The organism is Serratia sp. S4, assembly GCF_000347995.1.
GTDB classification, from domain to species: domain Bacteria; phylum Pseudomonadota; class Gammaproteobacteria; order Enterobacterales; family Enterobacteriaceae; genus Serratia; species Serratia quinivorans.
The window spans coordinates 2862061-2877096 of record NZ_KB661120.1; the positions used below are offsets into that span (position 1 = coordinate 2862061).

15 protein-coding genes are annotated in these 15036 nt (G+C 56.6%); 7 read left to right on the plus strand and 8 right to left on the minus strand.

What is annotated here, in order from left to right; genetic code table 11:
* Positions 1 to 95 precede the first annotated feature (95 nt).
* Genes pspC through pspA form a run of 3 tightly spaced genes read right to left on the minus strand, consistent with a single transcriptional unit; the run spans position 96 to position 1405 of the window.
* The gene (pspC, locus tag SERS4_RS0114105) at positions 96 to 455 is read right to left on the minus strand and encodes an envelope stress response membrane protein PspC (protein WP_012145350.1); all 360 of its coding nucleotides are present in this window, start codon (positions 453 to 455) and stop codon (positions 96 to 98) included.
* Positions 455 to 682 carry an envelope stress response membrane protein PspB gene (gene pspB / locus SERS4_RS0114110; protein ID WP_012145351.1) on the minus strand — a complete coding sequence of 76 codons (228 nt, stop codon included), beginning with the start codon at positions 680 to 682 and terminating at the stop codon, positions 455 to 457. Before pspB ends, pspC begins: the two co-directional genes overlap by 1 nt.
* Before the next feature lie 57 nt (positions 683 to 739).
* Complete coding sequence (pspA, locus tag SERS4_RS0114115; RefSeq protein ID WP_012145352.1) at positions 740 to 1405, minus strand: phage shock protein PspA; 666 nt, start codon at positions 1403 to 1405, stop codon at positions 740 to 742.
* Positions 1406 to 1589: 184 nt separating this feature from the next.
* On the opposite strand from pspA, the gene pspF reads away from it, so the two are divergent.
* Positions 1590 to 2597 carry a phage shock protein operon transcriptional activator gene (gene pspF, locus SERS4_RS0114120; protein WP_017893000.1) on the plus strand — a complete coding sequence of 336 codons (1008 nt, stop codon included), beginning with the start codon at positions 1590 to 1592 and terminating at the stop codon, positions 2595 to 2597.
* A gap of 193 nt (positions 2598 to 2790) precedes the next feature.
* Here pspF and zigA read toward each other — a convergent pair whose 3' ends face one another.
* From zigA to folE2, 3 genes are read right to left on the minus strand one after another with little or no spacing between them, the layout of a single operon-like run.
* Positions 2791 to 3978 carry a zinc metallochaperone GTPase ZigA gene (gene zigA / locus SERS4_RS0114125; RefSeq protein WP_017893001.1) on the minus strand — a complete coding sequence of 396 codons (1188 nt, stop codon included), beginning with the start codon at positions 3976 to 3978 and terminating at the stop codon, positions 2791 to 2793.
* A gap of 12 nt (positions 3979 to 3990) precedes the next feature.
* A complete protein-coding gene (locus SERS4_RS0114130; protein ID WP_012145355.1) occupies positions 3991 to 4551 on the minus strand; it encodes a carbonate dehydratase in 561 nt (186 codons plus the stop codon).
* The gene (folE2, locus tag SERS4_RS0114135) at positions 4541 to 5470 is read right to left on the minus strand and encodes a GTP cyclohydrolase FolE2 (protein ID WP_017893002.1); all 930 of its coding nucleotides are present in this window, start codon (positions 5468 to 5470) and stop codon (positions 4541 to 4543) included. The genes SERS4_RS0114130 and folE2 overlap by 11 nt, the downstream gene beginning before the upstream one ends.
* A 205-nt stretch (positions 5471 to 5675) precedes the next feature.
* On the opposite strand from folE2, the gene sapA reads away from it, so the two are divergent.
* The 6 genes from sapA (at position 5676) to SERS4_RS0114165 (ending at position 12637) form a co-directional block, all read left to right on the plus strand.
* Positions 5676 to 7328 carry an ABC transporter substrate-binding protein SapA gene (gene sapA / locus SERS4_RS0114140; RefSeq protein ID WP_017893003.1) on the plus strand — a complete coding sequence of 551 codons (1653 nt, stop codon included), beginning with the start codon at positions 5676 to 5678 and terminating at the stop codon, positions 7326 to 7328.
* Positions 7325 to 8290, plus strand: coding sequence for a putrescine export ABC transporter permease SapB (sapB, locus tag SERS4_RS0114145; RefSeq protein WP_012145358.1), 966 nt, complete (start codon positions 7325 to 7327; stop codon positions 8288 to 8290). Before sapA ends, sapB begins: the two co-directional genes overlap by 4 nt.
* Positions 8277 to 9167, plus strand: a complete 891-nt coding sequence (gene sapC, locus SERS4_RS0114150; protein ID WP_012145359.1) for a putrescine export ABC transporter permease SapC — start codon at positions 8277 to 8279, stop codon at positions 9165 to 9167. Before sapB ends, sapC begins: the two co-directional genes overlap by 14 nt.
* A complete protein-coding gene (gene sapD, locus SERS4_RS0114155; protein ID WP_012145360.1) occupies positions 9167 to 10159 on the plus strand; it encodes a putrescine export ABC transporter ATP-binding protein SapD in 993 nt (330 codons plus the stop codon). The genes sapC and sapD overlap by 1 nt, the downstream gene beginning before the upstream one ends.
* Position 10160: 1 nt before the next feature.
* Positions 10161 to 10973, plus strand: coding sequence for a putrescine export ABC transporter ATP-binding protein SapF (gene sapF / locus SERS4_RS0114160; protein WP_012145361.1), 813 nt, complete (start codon positions 10161 to 10163; stop codon positions 10971 to 10973).
* Positions 10974 to 11446: 473 nt separating this feature from the next.
* Positions 11447 to 12637, plus strand: coding sequence for a peroxidase-related enzyme (locus SERS4_RS0114165; RefSeq protein ID WP_017893004.1), 1191 nt, complete (start codon positions 11447 to 11449; stop codon positions 12635 to 12637).
* Here SERS4_RS0114165 and SERS4_RS0114170 read toward each other — a convergent pair whose 3' ends face one another.
* Complete coding sequence (locus tag SERS4_RS0114170) at positions 12638 to 13534, minus strand: LysR family transcriptional regulator (protein WP_012145363.1); 897 nt, start codon at positions 13532 to 13534, stop codon at positions 12638 to 12640.
* Positions 13535 to 13614: 80 nt separating this feature from the next.
* Positions 13615 to 14784 carry a serine-type D-Ala-D-Ala carboxypeptidase DacD gene (gene dacD, locus SERS4_RS0114175; RefSeq protein WP_017893005.1) on the minus strand — a complete coding sequence of 390 codons (1170 nt, stop codon included), beginning with the start codon at positions 14782 to 14784 and terminating at the stop codon, positions 13615 to 13617.
* Positions 14785 to 15036 lie beyond the last annotated feature (252 nt).

Here is a 15036-nt window from a genome sequence, read left to right on the forward strand (position 1 = left end):
TAGCAATGCCCTCCGGCACAGTTTGGTTCAAAAGGATGATGTCAGGTGCGATGCCTGACCTGCGCCGTGCGCAGGCCATTGCGCGCAAGGCGGGGTTATAACTTGCGGAAGCGACTCTGTACGCCGAAGGTGTCCGACGTGACATAACGCTCAACCTGTCGCAGTTGCTGTTCGCCGCTGCCCAGTTCGTACTCTAATTGGTCGAGCAACTGGCGCGGTGTTTTTTGCTGCTCGCCCTCAAAACGGCTGGCCGGTGCTTCGTCCAGCACGAATACCAGCGCGAAATAAGCGATCAGGGTGAAGAAGAACAGCCCGAAGAACATCGACAACACCACGATCACTCGGATCAGGCGTACCGGCACGTCAAAATAATGGGCCAGACCGGCGCAGACGCCCTTCAGCATGCCTTCTTCAGGAACGCGATAAAGCTTTTTACTGCCCAGAGTGTTGTTCATCAAGACTGTCTCCAGTTCGGGTGTTCTGCATCAAGGATCTCTTCCAGCGCCTGAATGCGTTCACGCATGCGCTTGGCATCTTCAGCCAACTGCGCCAGTCGCTGCATCTCCTGATGGCTCAGTTGAATGCCGTTTTGTTGCCGATTGCTGTAATGCAGCCAAAGCCAAATCGGTGCGACAAACAACACAAAGATTGTCAACGGAATGGCAAGTAATAGAGCACTCATTTCTTTTCCTTCTTAATGCGTCTTGGTGGGCGGCCACACACCGTGGCCGCTGTTGCCTTACTCAGTGCGGTTCATTTTGGCTTTCAGCGCTGCCAGTTGCTCACTGATGGCGTCGTCGGCTTTCAGCTCGGCAAACTCTTGATCCAGAGACTTCTTTTTACCGATGATGACGCTTTCCGCCTCGGCTTCCATATGGTCGATACGGCGTTCGAACTGCTCGAAACGAGCCATCGCCTCGTCCAGTTTACCGCTGTCGAGCTGACGACGCACGTCACGGGAAGACGACGCCGCCTGGTGACGCAAGGTCAACGCCTGCTGGCGAGCGCGGGTTTCGGTCAGCTTGTTTTCCAGCTCGCCGATTTCGCTTTTCATACGCGCCAGCGTTTCTTCTACGGTGGACACTTCATGCGTCAGCGTGGTGATCAGGTCGGCCACTTTCTGTTTTTCGATCAGTGCCGCACGGGCCAGATCTTCTTTCTCTTTACGCAGTGCCAGTTCGGCTTTGTCCTGCCAATCGCTAAGCTGGTTTTCACCCTGCTCGATGCGACGCAGTAACTGTTTTTTCTCCGCCAGCGCACGCGCTGAGGTGGAGCGAACTTCAACCAGCGTGTCTTCCATTTCCTGGATCATCAAACGCACCAGCTTTTGCGGATCTTCCGCCTTATCCAGCAGCGTATTGATGTTGGCGTTCACGATGTCGGCAAAACGAGAAAAAATACCCATAATTCACTTCCTCTTGGTTCTGATGGCGTCTGAAGCGCCGTGTTGGGTCATACAGATTTCCCTAATACCTAATCAAAACCCGTGCCAACTTTTATTTCATTGAATAATAACGATTATATATTTTTGACTCTCTGTGAGCATACTGTAGAGTGATTATTTTCACCAAACATTGGCGAATTTCATCATGAGCGAACAGTTAGAAAACCTGTTGGGCGAAGCGAATGCCTTTGTCGAAGTATTGGAGCAAGTCTCGCAACTGGCAAAGTTGAACAAACCGGTGTTGGTGATCGGTGAGCGCGGCACCGGTAAAGAACTGATTGCCCACCGGTTGCATTACCTGTCCAACCGTTGGCAGGGGCCGTTTATCTCGCTTAACTGCGCGGCCCTGAATGAAAACCTGCTGGACTCCGAGCTGTTCGGTCACGAGGCCGGGGCCTTTACCGGCGCGCAAAAGCGCCATCTGGGCCGCTTTGAACGTGCCGACGGCGGCACGCTGTTTCTCGACGAACTGGCCACCGCCCCGATGCTGGTGCAGGAAAAATTGCTGCGGGTGATTGAATACGGCCATCTGGAGCGCGTCGGCGGCAGCCAGCCGTTGCAGGTAGATGTGCGGTTGGTGTGTGCCACCAACGACGATCTTCCGGCACTGGCGGCGGCGGGCAAATTCCGCGCCGACCTGCTGGATCGGTTGGCATTCGACGTAGTGCAGTTACCGCCGCTGCGCCAGCGGCAGCAAGACATCATGTTGCTGGCCGAGCACTTTGCGATTCAGATGTGCCGTGAGCTGTCGCTGACACTGTTCCCCGGCTTTACCGAACGTGCCAGAGACACCCTGCTCGGCTATCACTGGCCGGGCAACGTGCGTGAGCTTAAAAACGTGGTGGAACGTTCGATGTATCGGCACGGTACCAGTGACAGCGCGTTGGATCAGATAGTCATCAACCCCTTCGCCCGACGGGAAACTATGCCGCTGCCCACCGAGCGCGTAACGCATGATGAGCGGCCAGTCCTGCCGCTGGATTTGAAAGCCTGGCAGTTGGCGCAGGAAAAATTGCTAATCGAAGCCGCACTTCAACAGGGAAGATTTAATCAGCGTAAGGCGGCGGAGCTGCTGGGGCTGACCTATCACCAATTACGTGGCATGTTGAAAAAGCACGCGCTGTTGCAAAATGGCGAGGCAGAAGAGGAATAACAGGCAAAAAAAAAGCCAGCACCCGAGCTGGCTTAAAAAACACTGGAAGCAATGTGAGCAATGTCGTGCCTTTCACAGCAGAGCCACAGACCGTGGCCTTCCGTGAACTGCCAGGCGATGATAATAGTTATCAGTATCACCTGTAAAGCACTTTGTTGAGAATTTTTCTCATTACCACACTGTCATTGTGCAATTACCACTCAGGGAAGGGATCGGCCATCTCATGCCAGTAGCCTACCCCGGCAGCCATTTCCTCATCACTTAGCAGGCAGGCATCCAGCAAACGCGTTATTTCGGCCTGCGGCAGGTTCTGCCCGATAAACACCAGTTCCTGGCGCATATCGCCAAAGGGCTCCACCCACTTCTCCATAATTTGTGCCTGGGTCTCTTCATCCTGCGGCCAGTGATCCTGCGCGATAGCGCGCCAGAAAGTCCCGGCCAACCCATAATGGGCGATGCCGCCGGCCTGGCTCCACTGCCCAGCCTGACGCGGACGCGTCGCCAACCAGTAGAACCCTTTGGAACGCAACAGTTTGCCACCGCCCCAGTCGCCGTTGATCACCCGATAGAATTTATCCGGTGCAAAAGGTCGACGCGCCCGATAAACAAAACTGCTGATGCCATAGTTCTCCGTTTCAGGCAGGTGCTCACCGCGCAGCTCCTTAAGCCAGCCGGGAGCCCGCTGCGCTTTGTCAAAGCTGAAGCTGCCGGTGTTTAATACCGCCTCCAGCGGCAGTTTGCCGGGAGAGATAGCGATGATTTTGGCATCCGGGTTCAGGCTGGCGAGCAGTGCCATCACTTCGCCCAGTTGTTCCGCAGTCAGCAAGTCGGTTTTACTCACCAGCATCACGTCGCAGAACTCAATCTGTTCGATCAACAGATCGGCCACGCTACGCAAATCATCCTCGCCCAAACTTTGACCGGCTTCCTGCAGCGTTTGCGCCTGTTGGTACTGCTGGATGAAGTTGACTCCGTCCACCACCGTAACCAGGGTGTCCAAGCGGGCGAAGTGCGACAGGCTTTCGCCCTGCTCGTCTTCAAAGGTGAAGGTTTCTGCCACCGGTAAAGGTTCGGAGATACCGCTGGACTCAATCAACAGATAATCAAAGCGGCCGGCCTGCGCCAATTCGCGCACCGAAATCAGCAGGTCTTCACGCAGCGTGCAGCAGATGCAGCCATTGCTCATCTCCACCAGCTTTTCCTGTTGGCGGTCGAGCTGGACTTCGTTCTCGACCAGCGCGGCGTCGATGTTCACTTCACTCATGTCGTTAACGATCACCGCCACACGCATGCCCTGACGATTATTCAGAATATGGTTCAGCACCGTGGTTTTACCGGCGCCGAGAAAGCCGGAAAGTACGGTTACAGGTAATGGATTCATGGGGTTCCTCACTCAAAACTCATTGCGTAATGCCTGGTAGCCGCGCACCAGTTCAACGTTGGTGGCAGCCACTTCTTCAGAAAATTGCAGCGCGCCGCGATCCACCTGCGGGTAAAGCGACAGATCGCTGTCCACACCTACGCGCTCGGTTGACGGGATATACAGGTTTTCCGGCAGCGTCACGCCGTCCACCACCGCGTTGTAACGCACCACGCAGCCGGAGCCGATATGGCAGTTGAACAGCACGCTGTTAAAACCGATAAACACCCGATCTTCAATGCGGCACGGGCCGTGGACAATCGCGCGATGGGCGATAGAGCTGAAGCTGCCGATGGTGACCGCTGCGCCGCTTTTAGAGTGGATCACCACGCCGTCCTGAATATTGGAATGGGAACCGATAATAATCGGCTCCATGTCCCCGACCGCATTCAATTCGTCCGCACGGATCACGGCATAGGGGCCAACGTAGACAAAATCTTCGACAATCACTCGGCCGCAAATAATGGCGGTAGGATCGATGTAGGCTTTCGGTGAAACCTGTGGCAGATGGCCACTGGGGTTTTTACGCAGCATTTCCAGCCTCCTGCCAGCTTAACTCCGCCACCGCATTGTGGGCGTGCAGGCTTTCCTGGTGCTCCACACGCAATGAAAATGCGCGGTGGTAGCACTGACTGCGCAGCATCCGATACAAACGGCGCGCGGCATCCTCACAGAACATCAGGTTCTGGCCATTAGCCAGGGCAAATGCCTGCTCGTCCTGACGTTTCACCAGCGTCTGCAGCGGCGTACCCAGCGCATGCTCGATGCGATCGATTAAATTGACCACCGGCAATTCGGCTTCGCCTTCATTGAGCGTGACCGTCACCCAGGCCCAACTGCGCTGGCTATGCGGGGTGCCAGGCATGCCCTGTTCACCCAGCCAGTCAATCACCTGCTGTTGACTGACTTTGTCCGGCGCCTGTTCGAAATCAAACTGAAACTGCTGCTGTGCCAGTTGGCGGCTTAGCGCTGCCGAACTCGGACAGGTGGAGGAATAGGGTACGCCCACCGTCAGCGACAGGGTTAACCCTGTGGTTAGGCTGGCGTCAATTTTCAGTGGGTAAGCTTTCCAGCCACGATGTGCCGACAGCAGCGCCGGGCGCGACAACATCAGTTCGCCACTGATACTCAGGCTGGCACTGTCACTGTGTTCCGGCTGTGATGCCAGAAAAGCCCGCAGCGAATCAGCAATACGTTGCGGCGTCAGTTCGCCCTGAGTCAATTCATCCAGCGTCAGGTACAGGCGCGACATATGTATTCCACGCGCGCCATGGCGACTGGCACGCAGATTGATCCCGGCATTAACTTTTGCCATCAGCGGCTTGCCCGCCAACTCCAGCGGCAGTGCGATCCCTTGCATCCCTACCCAATCGAGTCCGACATCACTCATTGCCCCCTGCCAGGCCTGTGCATCCGGCAGCGGCTGGGTTGGTGGAAGTGCAACCTTGTTCATACATCCCCTTGCGATTATTGATACATTGCCAGAGAAAGGTAACATTATTTTGTTATGTTATAACATATCAATTAAACTTTTTTTGCTCTTGACGGCGAATTGTTCAATCAAGTAGCAGAAAACTCAGCCATTTTGCTCAATGGATTGGGCTGTTCGTCAGAGTGCGATACACTAAGGCTATTGCTTATTAACCCATGAAGCCTCTATGCGTGGTTTACCCCTTTGGATTTTGTCGCTGAGTTGCCTGGCGAGCACCGCCCTGGCCTCAACACCTCCTGCGCCCGCCGCGGCCCCCCCGCTGCCGGACATCCGCCAAAGCGGCTTTGTCTATTGTGTCAGCGGCATACTGAACACCTTTAACCCGCAGATGGCCAGCAGCGGCCTGACGGTCGATACCCTGTCCGCACAGCTGTACGATCGTCTGCTGGATGTTGACCCCTATACTTATCGGTTGATCCCCGAACTGGCGCAAAGCTGGGAGGTGCTGGATAACGGCGCGACCTACCGTTTCCATCTGCGTAAGGATGTGCCCTTCCAGACCACCGCCTGGTTCACGCCGACCCGTAAACTGAACGCCGACGACGTGGTATTCAGCTTTGAGCGCGTGTTCAACCAGAAGCACCCATACCATGACGTCAACGGCGGCGAGTATCCGTACTTCGACAGCCTGCAGTTTGGCGACTCGGTGCAAAGCGTGAAAAAGCTCGACGAGTACACGGTCGAGATCCGTCTGCAAGCGCCGGACGCCTCCTTCCTGTGGCATATCGCGACCCACTATGCGCCAGTGCTGTCGGCGGAATATGCTGACAACCTGACGCGTGAAGGCCGTCAGGAGATGATCGACCGTGAACCTGTCGGTAGCGGGCCCTTCCTGTTAAACGAATATCGCTCCGGGCAATACATTCGTCTGGCTCGTAACGACCTGTATTGGAAAGGTAAACCACGCATGCCGCAGGTGGTGATCGACCTGGGTGCTGGCGGCACCGGTCGGTTGTCGAAGCTGCTGACCGGCGAGTGTGATGTGCTGGCCTATCCGGCCGCCAGCCAGCTTTCTATTCTGCGTGATGATCCGCGTCTGCGCCTGACGCTGCGTCCGGGGATGAACATCGCCTATCTGGCGTTCAACACCCGCAAACCGCCGCTTGACGATTTGAAAGTCCGTCAGGCAATTTCGCTGGCAATCAATAACCAGCGTCTGATGCAGTCGATTTACTACGGCACGGCGGAAACCGCCGCCTCAATATTGCCGCGCGCTTCGTGGGCATACGACAATGATGCGCACGTCACCGAGTTTGACCCGGCCAAATCACGCGAAATGCTGAAACAGGCAGGCATTGAGTCGCTAAACCTGCGCCTGTGGGTGCCTACCGCGTCGCAATCCTACAACCCCAGCCCGCTGAAGACCGCCGAGCTGATCCAGGCCGATTTGGCCCAGGTGGGGATCAAAGTCACCATAGTTCCGGTTGAAGGTCGCTTCCAGGAAGCCCGGCTGATGGAGATGAATCACGACCTGACCCTGACCGGTTGGGCCACCGACAGTAACGACCCGGACAGTTTCTTCCGGCCGCTGCTGAGCTGCGCGGCAATCCGCTCACAAACCAACTATGCTCACTGGTGTGACCCGGGGTTTGACGAAGTGCTGCAAAATGCCCTGCTGTCACAGCAGTTGGCGCAGCGAATCGAAAACTATCAGAAGGCGCAGAAAATTCTCGAACAACAACTGCCGGTGTTGCCGCTGGCGTCTTCATTGCGCCTGCAGGCCTATCGTTACGACATCAAGGGACTGGTTCTGAGCCCGTTCGGCAATGCGTCATTTGCCGGCGTGTTCCGTGAATCTGCCCAGGGGCCGAAAAAGTGATTATCTTTACCTTACGCCGTTGCCTGCTGCTGCTGATCACGCTGTTCTTCCTGACGCTGGTCAGCTTTAGCCTGAGCTATTTCACACCGCGCGCTCCGCTGAACGGCGCCGCCCTGCTGGATGCCTACCAGTTTTACTTTGTCAGCCTGTTGCACTGGGATTTTGGCGTTTCCAGCATTAACGGCCAGGCCATCAGCGAACAACTTCGTGAAGTGTTCCCGGCGACCATGGAGCTGTGCATTCTGGCGTTCACCATGGCGTTATTTATCGGCATTCCCCTGGGGATTATTGCCGGCGTGATGCGCGGTAAATGGCAGGACACCGCCATCAGTACCTTTGCGCTGCTCGGTTTCTCGATGCCGGTGTTCTGGCTGGCGCTGCTGCTGATGCTGTTTTTCTCACTGCACCTCGGTTGGCTGCCGGTTTCCGGCCGTTTCGATCTGCTGTATCAGGTTAAGCCGATCACCGGCTTTGCCCTGATTGACGCCTGGCTGTCCGATTCGCCCTATCGCAGCGAAATGATTGGCAGCGCGCTACGCCATATGATCCTGCCGATTGCCGCGCTGGCAGTGGCACCTACCACCGAGGTGGTGCGACTGATGCGTATCAGCACCGACGACGTGCTCAACCAGAACTACATTAAGGCCGCCGCGACCCGTGGGCTTTCCCGTTTCACCATTATCCGTCGCCACGTGCTGCACAATGCACTGCCACCGATCGTGCCCAAACTGGGCCTGCAGTTCTCCACCATGCTGACGCTGGCGATGATCACCGAAGTGGTGTTCAGTTGGCCGGGCCTCGGGCGCTGGATGATTAACGCCATCCGCCAGCAGGATTACGCGGCGATCTCCGCCGGCGTGATGGTGGTCGGCACGCTGGTGATCACCATTAACGTGCTGGCCGATATCTTGGGCGCTGCCACCAACCCACTGAAACATAAGGAATGGTATGCCCTTAGATAACGTATACCGCGAAAAGAAAATGCCGAGTCCGCTGCTCTACACCTGGCGGATTTTTTACGGTGATGCGCTGGCGATGATTGGTTTCTACGGCGTGATAGCGCTGCTGCTGCTTTCCCTGTTCGGCAGCCTGCTGGCGCCTTATGCGCTCGATCAACAGTTCCTGGGCTATCAGTTGCTGCCACCCTCCTGGTCGCGTTACGGCAACGTTTCCTTCTTCCTGGGCACTGACGACCTCGGCCGCGATATTCTCAGCCGTTTGCTGGCCGGTACCGCTGCCACTTACGGCGCCGCACTGCTGGTCACCGTGGCCGCATCCGTTGTCGGGGTGATCCTGGGGGTATTTGCCGGCGTAACCCGTGGTTTTCGCTCTGCGGTGCTCAATCATATTCTCGACACCCTGCTCTCCATCCCTTCGCTGCTGCTGGCGATTGTGGTGGTGGCGTTCCTCGGGCCCAAGCTCGAACACGCCATGCTGGCCGTTTGGCTGGCGTTGTTGCCACGCATGGTGCGCACTATCTACAGCGCAGTACACGACGAACTGGAAAAAGAATACGTAGTCGCGGTGCGTCTCGACGGTGCCTCTACGCTGCAGATCCTGTGGTATGCCGTGATGCCCAATATTGTGGCGGTGCTGGTGACTGAATTTACCCGAGCGCTGTCGATGGCGATCCTGGATATTGCCGCACTCGGTTTCCTCGATCTCGGTGCACAACTCCCGTCTCCGGAATGGGGAGCCATGCTCGGCGATTCGCTGGAGCTGGTGTATGTCGCCCCCTGGACGGTGATGCTGCCCGGTGCCGCGATCCTGATCAGCGTGCTGCTGGTTAACCTGTTGGGCGATGGTATGCGCCGCGCAATCAATACGGGGGTGGAATAATGCCATTACTTGATATCCGCAACCTGACGATTGAATTTATGACGGCCGAAGGGCCGGTCAAGGCGGTTGACCGCGTCAGCATGACGTTGAGCGAAGGTGAAGTTCGCGGCCTGGTGGGTGAGTCCGGCTCAGGCAAGAGCCTGATTGCCAAGGCAATTTGCGGCGTCACCAAAGACAACTGGCGCGTTACCGCCGACCGTTTCCGTTTTGACGATATCGACCTGCTGCAATTGACCCCGCGTGAACGGCGCAAACTGGTCGGGCATAACGTTTCGATGATCTTCCAGGAGCCGCAGTCTTGTCTGGATCCGTCCGAAAGCATTGGCCGCCAGTTGGCGCAGGCGATCCCTGGCTGGACCTATAAGGGCCGTTGGTGGCAACGTTTTAACTGGCGCAAACGCCGCGCGATTGAGTTACTACACCGCGTGGGCATCAAGGATCACAAGGACATTATGGGCAGCTTCCCCTATGAGCTGACCGACGGCGAATGCCAGAAAGTAATGATCGCCATCGCCCTGGCCAATCAGCCGCGCCTGCTGATTGCCGATGAACCGACCAACGCCATGGAACCGACCACTCAGGCGCAGATTTTCCGCCTGCTGGCGCGTCTGAACCAAAACAACAACACCACCATTTTGCTGATCAGCCACGATTTGCAAATGATGAGTAAATGGGCGGATCGGGTCAACGTGCTGTACTGCGGCCAAACGGTGGAAAGCGCCCAGTGCGAAGATCTGCTGGCTGCACCGCACCATCCTTACACCCAGGCGCTGATCCGCTCAATGCCTGACTTCGGCCGCGCCTTGCCGCATAAAAGCCGGCTCAACACCCTGCCGGGAGCCATTCCGTCGCTGGAGCATTTACCTATCGGTTGCCGCCTGGGGCCGCGTTGCCCTTACGCACAGAAAAAGTGCATTGAGACACCCCGCCTGCGCCCGGTGAAAAACCACCTGTTCGCCTGCCACTTCCCGCTGAACATGGAGGAGCAATAACATGGAAACGCTGTTGGAAGTGCGCAATCTGAGCAAAACCTACCGCTACCGTACCGGGCTGTTTCGCCGCCAGCACGTTGAGGCGGTGAAATCGGTCAGTTTTACCCTGCGCGAACGGCAAACGCTGGCCATCATCGGCGAGAACGGATCCGGTAAGTCGACGCTGGCCAAGATGCTGTCCGGCATGGTGGAGCCTTCATCCGGCGAGCTGCTGATCGACGATCATCGGCTTGACTATGGTGACTATCGCTATCGTAGCCAGCGCATTCGCATGATATTTCAGGACCCGAGCACGTCGCTCAATCCTCGTCAGCGTATTGGCCAACTGCTGGATGCCCCGCTGCGGCTGAATACCGAAATGGCCGCCCCGGAGCGCGAGCAGCACATCAACCAGACGCTACGCCAGGTAGGCATGTTGCCGGACCACGCCAATTATTACCCGCACATGCTGGCCTCAGGCCAGAAACAGCGGGTGGCGCTGGCCCGTGCGCTGATCCTGCAACCCAAGGTGATCGTTGCCGATGAGGCACTGGCCTCGCTGGATATGTCGATGCGCTCGCAGATCATCAACCTGATGCTGGAGCTGCAGGAGAAACACGGCATCTCCTATATCTACGTGACCCAGCATTTGGGAATGATGAAGCATATCAGCGATCAGGTGATGGTGATGCACGAAGGGGAAATCGTCGAACGCGGGAGTACCGCAGAGGTACTGGCTTCTCCTCTTCACGAACTGACCAAACGCCTGATCGCCAGCCACTTCGGTGAAGCCCTGACCGCGGACGCCTGGCGGCGCGACGGCGGCAGGTTCTGATCCTTCGGTCCTGAGATGCATGAGCCCCTCACCCCGGCCCTCTCCCCCTGGAGAGGGTGACGTCCGCTTAAGCCATGCCGGACAGACTTGTTGATCTACCCGGCACTGGCTTAGCCAATATCCTCAAATACAAATTACATTTTTGTTATATCTCATTATATTTTATTCCATTCAGTTATTGATTAGCACTTAACATTATTTTATCTCGTCAATCGAATCGGTGAGGATATCCCCTACGTTGAGCTTCTTAAACGACAGGATATCGCACTGATGAACAGCCCACGCCATCGCCAACTCGCGCAGTTTTTGCTCGCTTTAGCCGCAGGTTTCTCTGTTTATGGCCACGCACTGTGTTGCGACAGTCAGCGCTGATCCTGCCATTCCGTGCCCCTCTGTGGGCAGGTTGCCTTTTTATCTTGCCGCCGTTGCCTCTTGCAGCGGTGGCTGTTGTGCTTGATTAAGGACTATCCCCTATGGAACTACTACGTCGACAACATAATGCCCAGTGGTATCACGAAACCCAAAGCAGCGTGCGCGGTGACCAGCCGCTGGAACCTCAGGCGGCCGGTATCCGCGATCGCTTCCTGCTGGGGCTGGGCGCTTTTGCCGACGAAGCGCTGAACACGGCACTGACCGCACGCGCGGGGGTATTTAACGCCTCACTGGCCAGTTACCACGTACTGTTCCCGGAACGGGTCGAATTAACGCGAACAGTGACATTGTCACCTTACGACCGTCTCAGCACTGCGCTGACGGTGGCACAGGTGACCGGCGTGCAATCCCTCTGTAGCCATTACGCTGCCCGCCTCGCCCCGCTGTACAGCCCCGACGCCTCCCGAGAAAGTAACATCCGCCTGGCACAAATCACCCAATATGCCCGTCAGCTCGCCAGTCAGCCGACCCTGATTTGCCCTAAAGCCTTACAACAGCTCAGCGACGTCGGGCTCAGCCCGGCGGATATTGTCGCGTTTTCGCAGATTATCGGCTTTGTCAGCTATCAGGCGCGGGTGGTGGCCGGCGTGGCCGCATTAGCCGGGCGGCCAACTGGCGTGGTGCCCGGTTTCCCGAACATAGCGGATGCTGAAAGTGTGCCCTTCACGACGGAAGAATTGGCATGGCAAGCACGGCTGCCATCGGTGGTGCTGGAGGAAGCATGCGCTGAACAACTTGACGTGCTGGATCAAAGCCACCCCGACGCCCGCAGCGAGTCTTATTATCTGCTGCTGGCCCACGATGCCCCCGCGCTACGTGAACGCAACGGTGTATTTAACAGTATCAACGCCGACGGCTATGGCCTGTCGGCGCGGCTGAAGGCACTGGCGACGCTGGCAGTTTCGCGCATTAACGGCAGCCGCTATTGTGCCTCCACCGTGGCGCAGGATATTGAGCATGACTTATTGGTCAATGCCCTATTCAGCAATATTGAACATGGGCTTGAGAGCACCGATAACCCGGTTTATCAGGCGGTGATCCGCGTGGCTACAGACCTGACCCGCACGCCGGAAAAGTTCACTCCACGTAGCGTGCAGCCGTTGTTTAACAGTGGGATGAATCAGGCCCAGGCGCTGGATGTGATCCTGACCGGGGCACTCTACGCCTGGGAGAACCGTTTACGCCAAACCCTGGGTGACACACAGCACTTCAGCGAAAGCCAGGCGGAATAGTTACCGCAACAGCCAACCGCGCGCGGCATCAAAAAAGTGCTGCGCCAATGGCGATGCGCGCCCTGGCTCGGCGGTGACCACTGCGGCGTGACGTGACATGGCTGCGATGGTAACCGGCCTGCGTTGTAGCTCCGGCATCATGGTCGGCAGCAGGTTGCCTGGCGGAAACAATCCGCAGCCCAGGCCAACAAAAATGCCCTGCAGCAATTGGAATATCGAGGTGGTTTCCATACGTACATGCAGCGTCAAACCGGCTTCACGGAAGTTTTGATCAAGGTAGCGGCGGAAATAACGCGTCGGTTCCGCCAGACACAGCGGCAGTGCCGCCACCTCCTCCAACGTCATTGGCGTATCCCCTGTCAGTTCGGGGAAGTACTCAGGGTGGAACACCAATTCAACGCCGGCGTCCGCCAATGGCTGCGACTGGAAATGCAGCTCCTGCAACGTGGAAAGCTCAAAGAAGCCGATGCCGATATCCACGGTATGCGCCGTCAACGCCTCCAGCAACTGATCGGCGCTCAACACGGACACCCGGTAGTCCAACTGCGGGAAACGCTCGCTGACCGCCTTTAACATTTGTGCCAGCGAAATGCTGCATTGAGGAACGGCACCGATGCGCAGCGTGCCGCTAAGGCCGTGCTTAAGCGACTCGACCTCCAGTTTTAGCCCCTGATAAACCGAGACAATCTCACGCGCCCACGACAGCACTCGTTCACCCTCAGCGGTGAAGCCTTCGAAATTGTTGCCGCGATTGATCAACGAAACGCCCAGCTCTTTTTCCAGATTTTTCAGCCGCATGGATAACGTCGGCTGACTGACGAAGCTGACTTGCGCCGCACGGCCAAAGTGACGTTCACGTTCGAGATTACACAGGTAAATCAGTTGCTTAATATCCATAAAACGGCTCAACAAGTCATGACTAACCTGAGTATATCATCGCTGCTGGATTTCGGGCGCGGAGCGCTGCGCCCCGAGAGTCAGATTTTCAACTTCATATAGTCCATCAGGCGCGAGAACATGCCGCCCTGATTGACCGGTTGCAACACCACCAGCGGCAAGGTTTTCAGTACTTTGCCATTGTCACTGATACGAATTTCGCCGACCGACTGCCCCTGAGTCAGCGGAGCATCAAGACGCGGCGTATTGATCACATATTGCGCCTTCAGCTTGCCCGCTTCGCTTTTCGGCAGGCTGAGATATTGATCCTGTTGGCTGCCCACCGCAACCTCATGGCGATCGCCGTACCACACTTTCTCCTGCCCGAGGCTTTGCCCAGCGCTAAACAAATGTAGGGTAACGAAATCACGCAGCCCCCAGGTCAGCAGTTTACGCGCCTGTTCTTCGCGCCCTTTTGGACTTTTACCGCCCATCACTACGGCAATCAGCCGACGGTCGCCTTCGGTGGCAGAGGCAATAATGTTAAAACCGGCGGATTCGGTATGGCCGGTTTTCAGGCCGTCCACCCGCAGGTTTTTGTCCCACAACAGCCCGTTGCGGTTCTGCTGGGTGATACCGTTCCAGGTCAGCGATTTCTCGCTGTACATATGGTATTCCGCCGGTTCGCTCATAATAATGGCGCGGGAGATCACCGCCAGATCGCCCGCCGTGGTGAATTGCCCCGGTGCATCCAGACCGTGGACGGTTTCAAAATGGGTGTTTTGCAGGCCAAGCTGGGCGCTCTTCTCATTCATCAGTTTGACAAATGCGGCCTGACTGCCCGCCACGTAGTCCGCCATGGCTACGCAGGCGTCGTTGCCGGAGTCAATGATAATGCCGCGGCTGAGATCGCGAACCGTGACCCTGTCACCGGGTTTCAGGAACATCAACGAAGAGCCTTTGAACACCGGATTGCCCTGCGCCCAGGCATCTTTACCCACCGTTACCACGTCATCCAGACCAATCTTGTGTTGATCGAGCGCGTGATCAATCACCAACCCGGTCATCAGTTTGGTCAGGCTGGCCGGATTGCGCCTTTGATCGGCATTTTCCTGTGCCAGTACCTGGCCGGTGGTGTAATCCATCAGCACGTAAGAGGCGGCGTCTATCGCCGGCGGGGTATTAAGGGGAAAGTTGAGTGGCGCATCTGCCGCCTGTACCGCCAACGGCAGCAAAATTCCGGTTATCACCGCCAATACTGAACGCTTCAATTGCTGTTCCTCAGGCCCTGCGGGCAAAGTAAAATACCAATATAATCCGAGGCATAGACTGCATTAATTGTGGCGAAAGCGGAATCATTACTCTTTTTCAGCACATGTCATTATGCAACCATTTGTTTGTCCGCTCCGAGCATGCGATAAACCGGCTCTATGCCGCCATAGCCCCATTCGATTAGACGCTGAAGCCGCGCCCTCCTAAACTTGTGACATAAACACTGAAAGCGCTTAAAAAAGCGTTCACCT

Excerpts from the sequence above, each read along its gene's own strand:
- pspC (WP_012145350.1), bottom strand. The coding sequence starts at position 455 with ATGAACAACACTCTGGGCAGTAAAAAGCTTTATCGCGTTCCTGAAGAA.
- pspB (WP_012145351.1), bottom strand. The coding sequence starts at position 682 with ATGAGTGCTCTATTACTTGCCATTCCGTTGACAATCTTTGTGTTGTTT.
- pspA (WP_012145352.1), bottom strand. The coding sequence starts at position 1,405 with ATGGGTATTTTTTCTCGTTTTGCCGACATCGTGAACGCCAACATCAAT.
- pspF (WP_017893000.1), top strand. The coding sequence starts at position 1,590 with ATGAGCGAACAGTTAGAAAACCTGTTGGGCGAAGCGAATGCCTTTGTC.
- zigA (WP_017893001.1), bottom strand. The coding sequence starts at position 3,978 with ATGAATCCATTACCTGTAACCGTACTTTCCGGCTTTCTCGGCGCCGGT.
- SERS4_RS0114130 (WP_012145355.1), bottom strand. The coding sequence starts at position 4,551 with ATGCTGCGTAAAAACCCCAGTGGCCATCTGCCACAGGTTTCACCGAAA.
- folE2 (WP_017893002.1), bottom strand. The coding sequence starts at position 5,470 with ATGAACAAGGTTGCACTTCCACCAACCCAGCCGCTGCCGGATGCACAG.
- sapA (WP_017893003.1), top strand. The coding sequence starts at position 5,676 with ATGCGTGGTTTACCCCTTTGGATTTTGTCGCTGAGTTGCCTGGCGAGC.
- sapC (WP_012145359.1), top strand. The coding sequence starts at position 8,277 with ATGCCCTTAGATAACGTATACCGCGAAAAGAAAATGCCGAGTCCGCTG.
- sapD (WP_012145360.1), top strand. The coding sequence starts at position 9,167 with ATGCCATTACTTGATATCCGCAACCTGACGATTGAATTTATGACGGCC.
- sapF (WP_012145361.1), top strand. The coding sequence starts at position 10,161 with ATGGAAACGCTGTTGGAAGTGCGCAATCTGAGCAAAACCTACCGCTAC.
- SERS4_RS0114165 (WP_017893004.1), top strand. The coding sequence starts at position 11,447 with ATGGAACTACTACGTCGACAACATAATGCCCAGTGGTATCACGAAACC.
- SERS4_RS0114170 (WP_012145363.1), bottom strand. The coding sequence starts at position 13,534 with ATGGATATTAAGCAACTGATTTACCTGTGTAATCTCGAACGTGAACGT.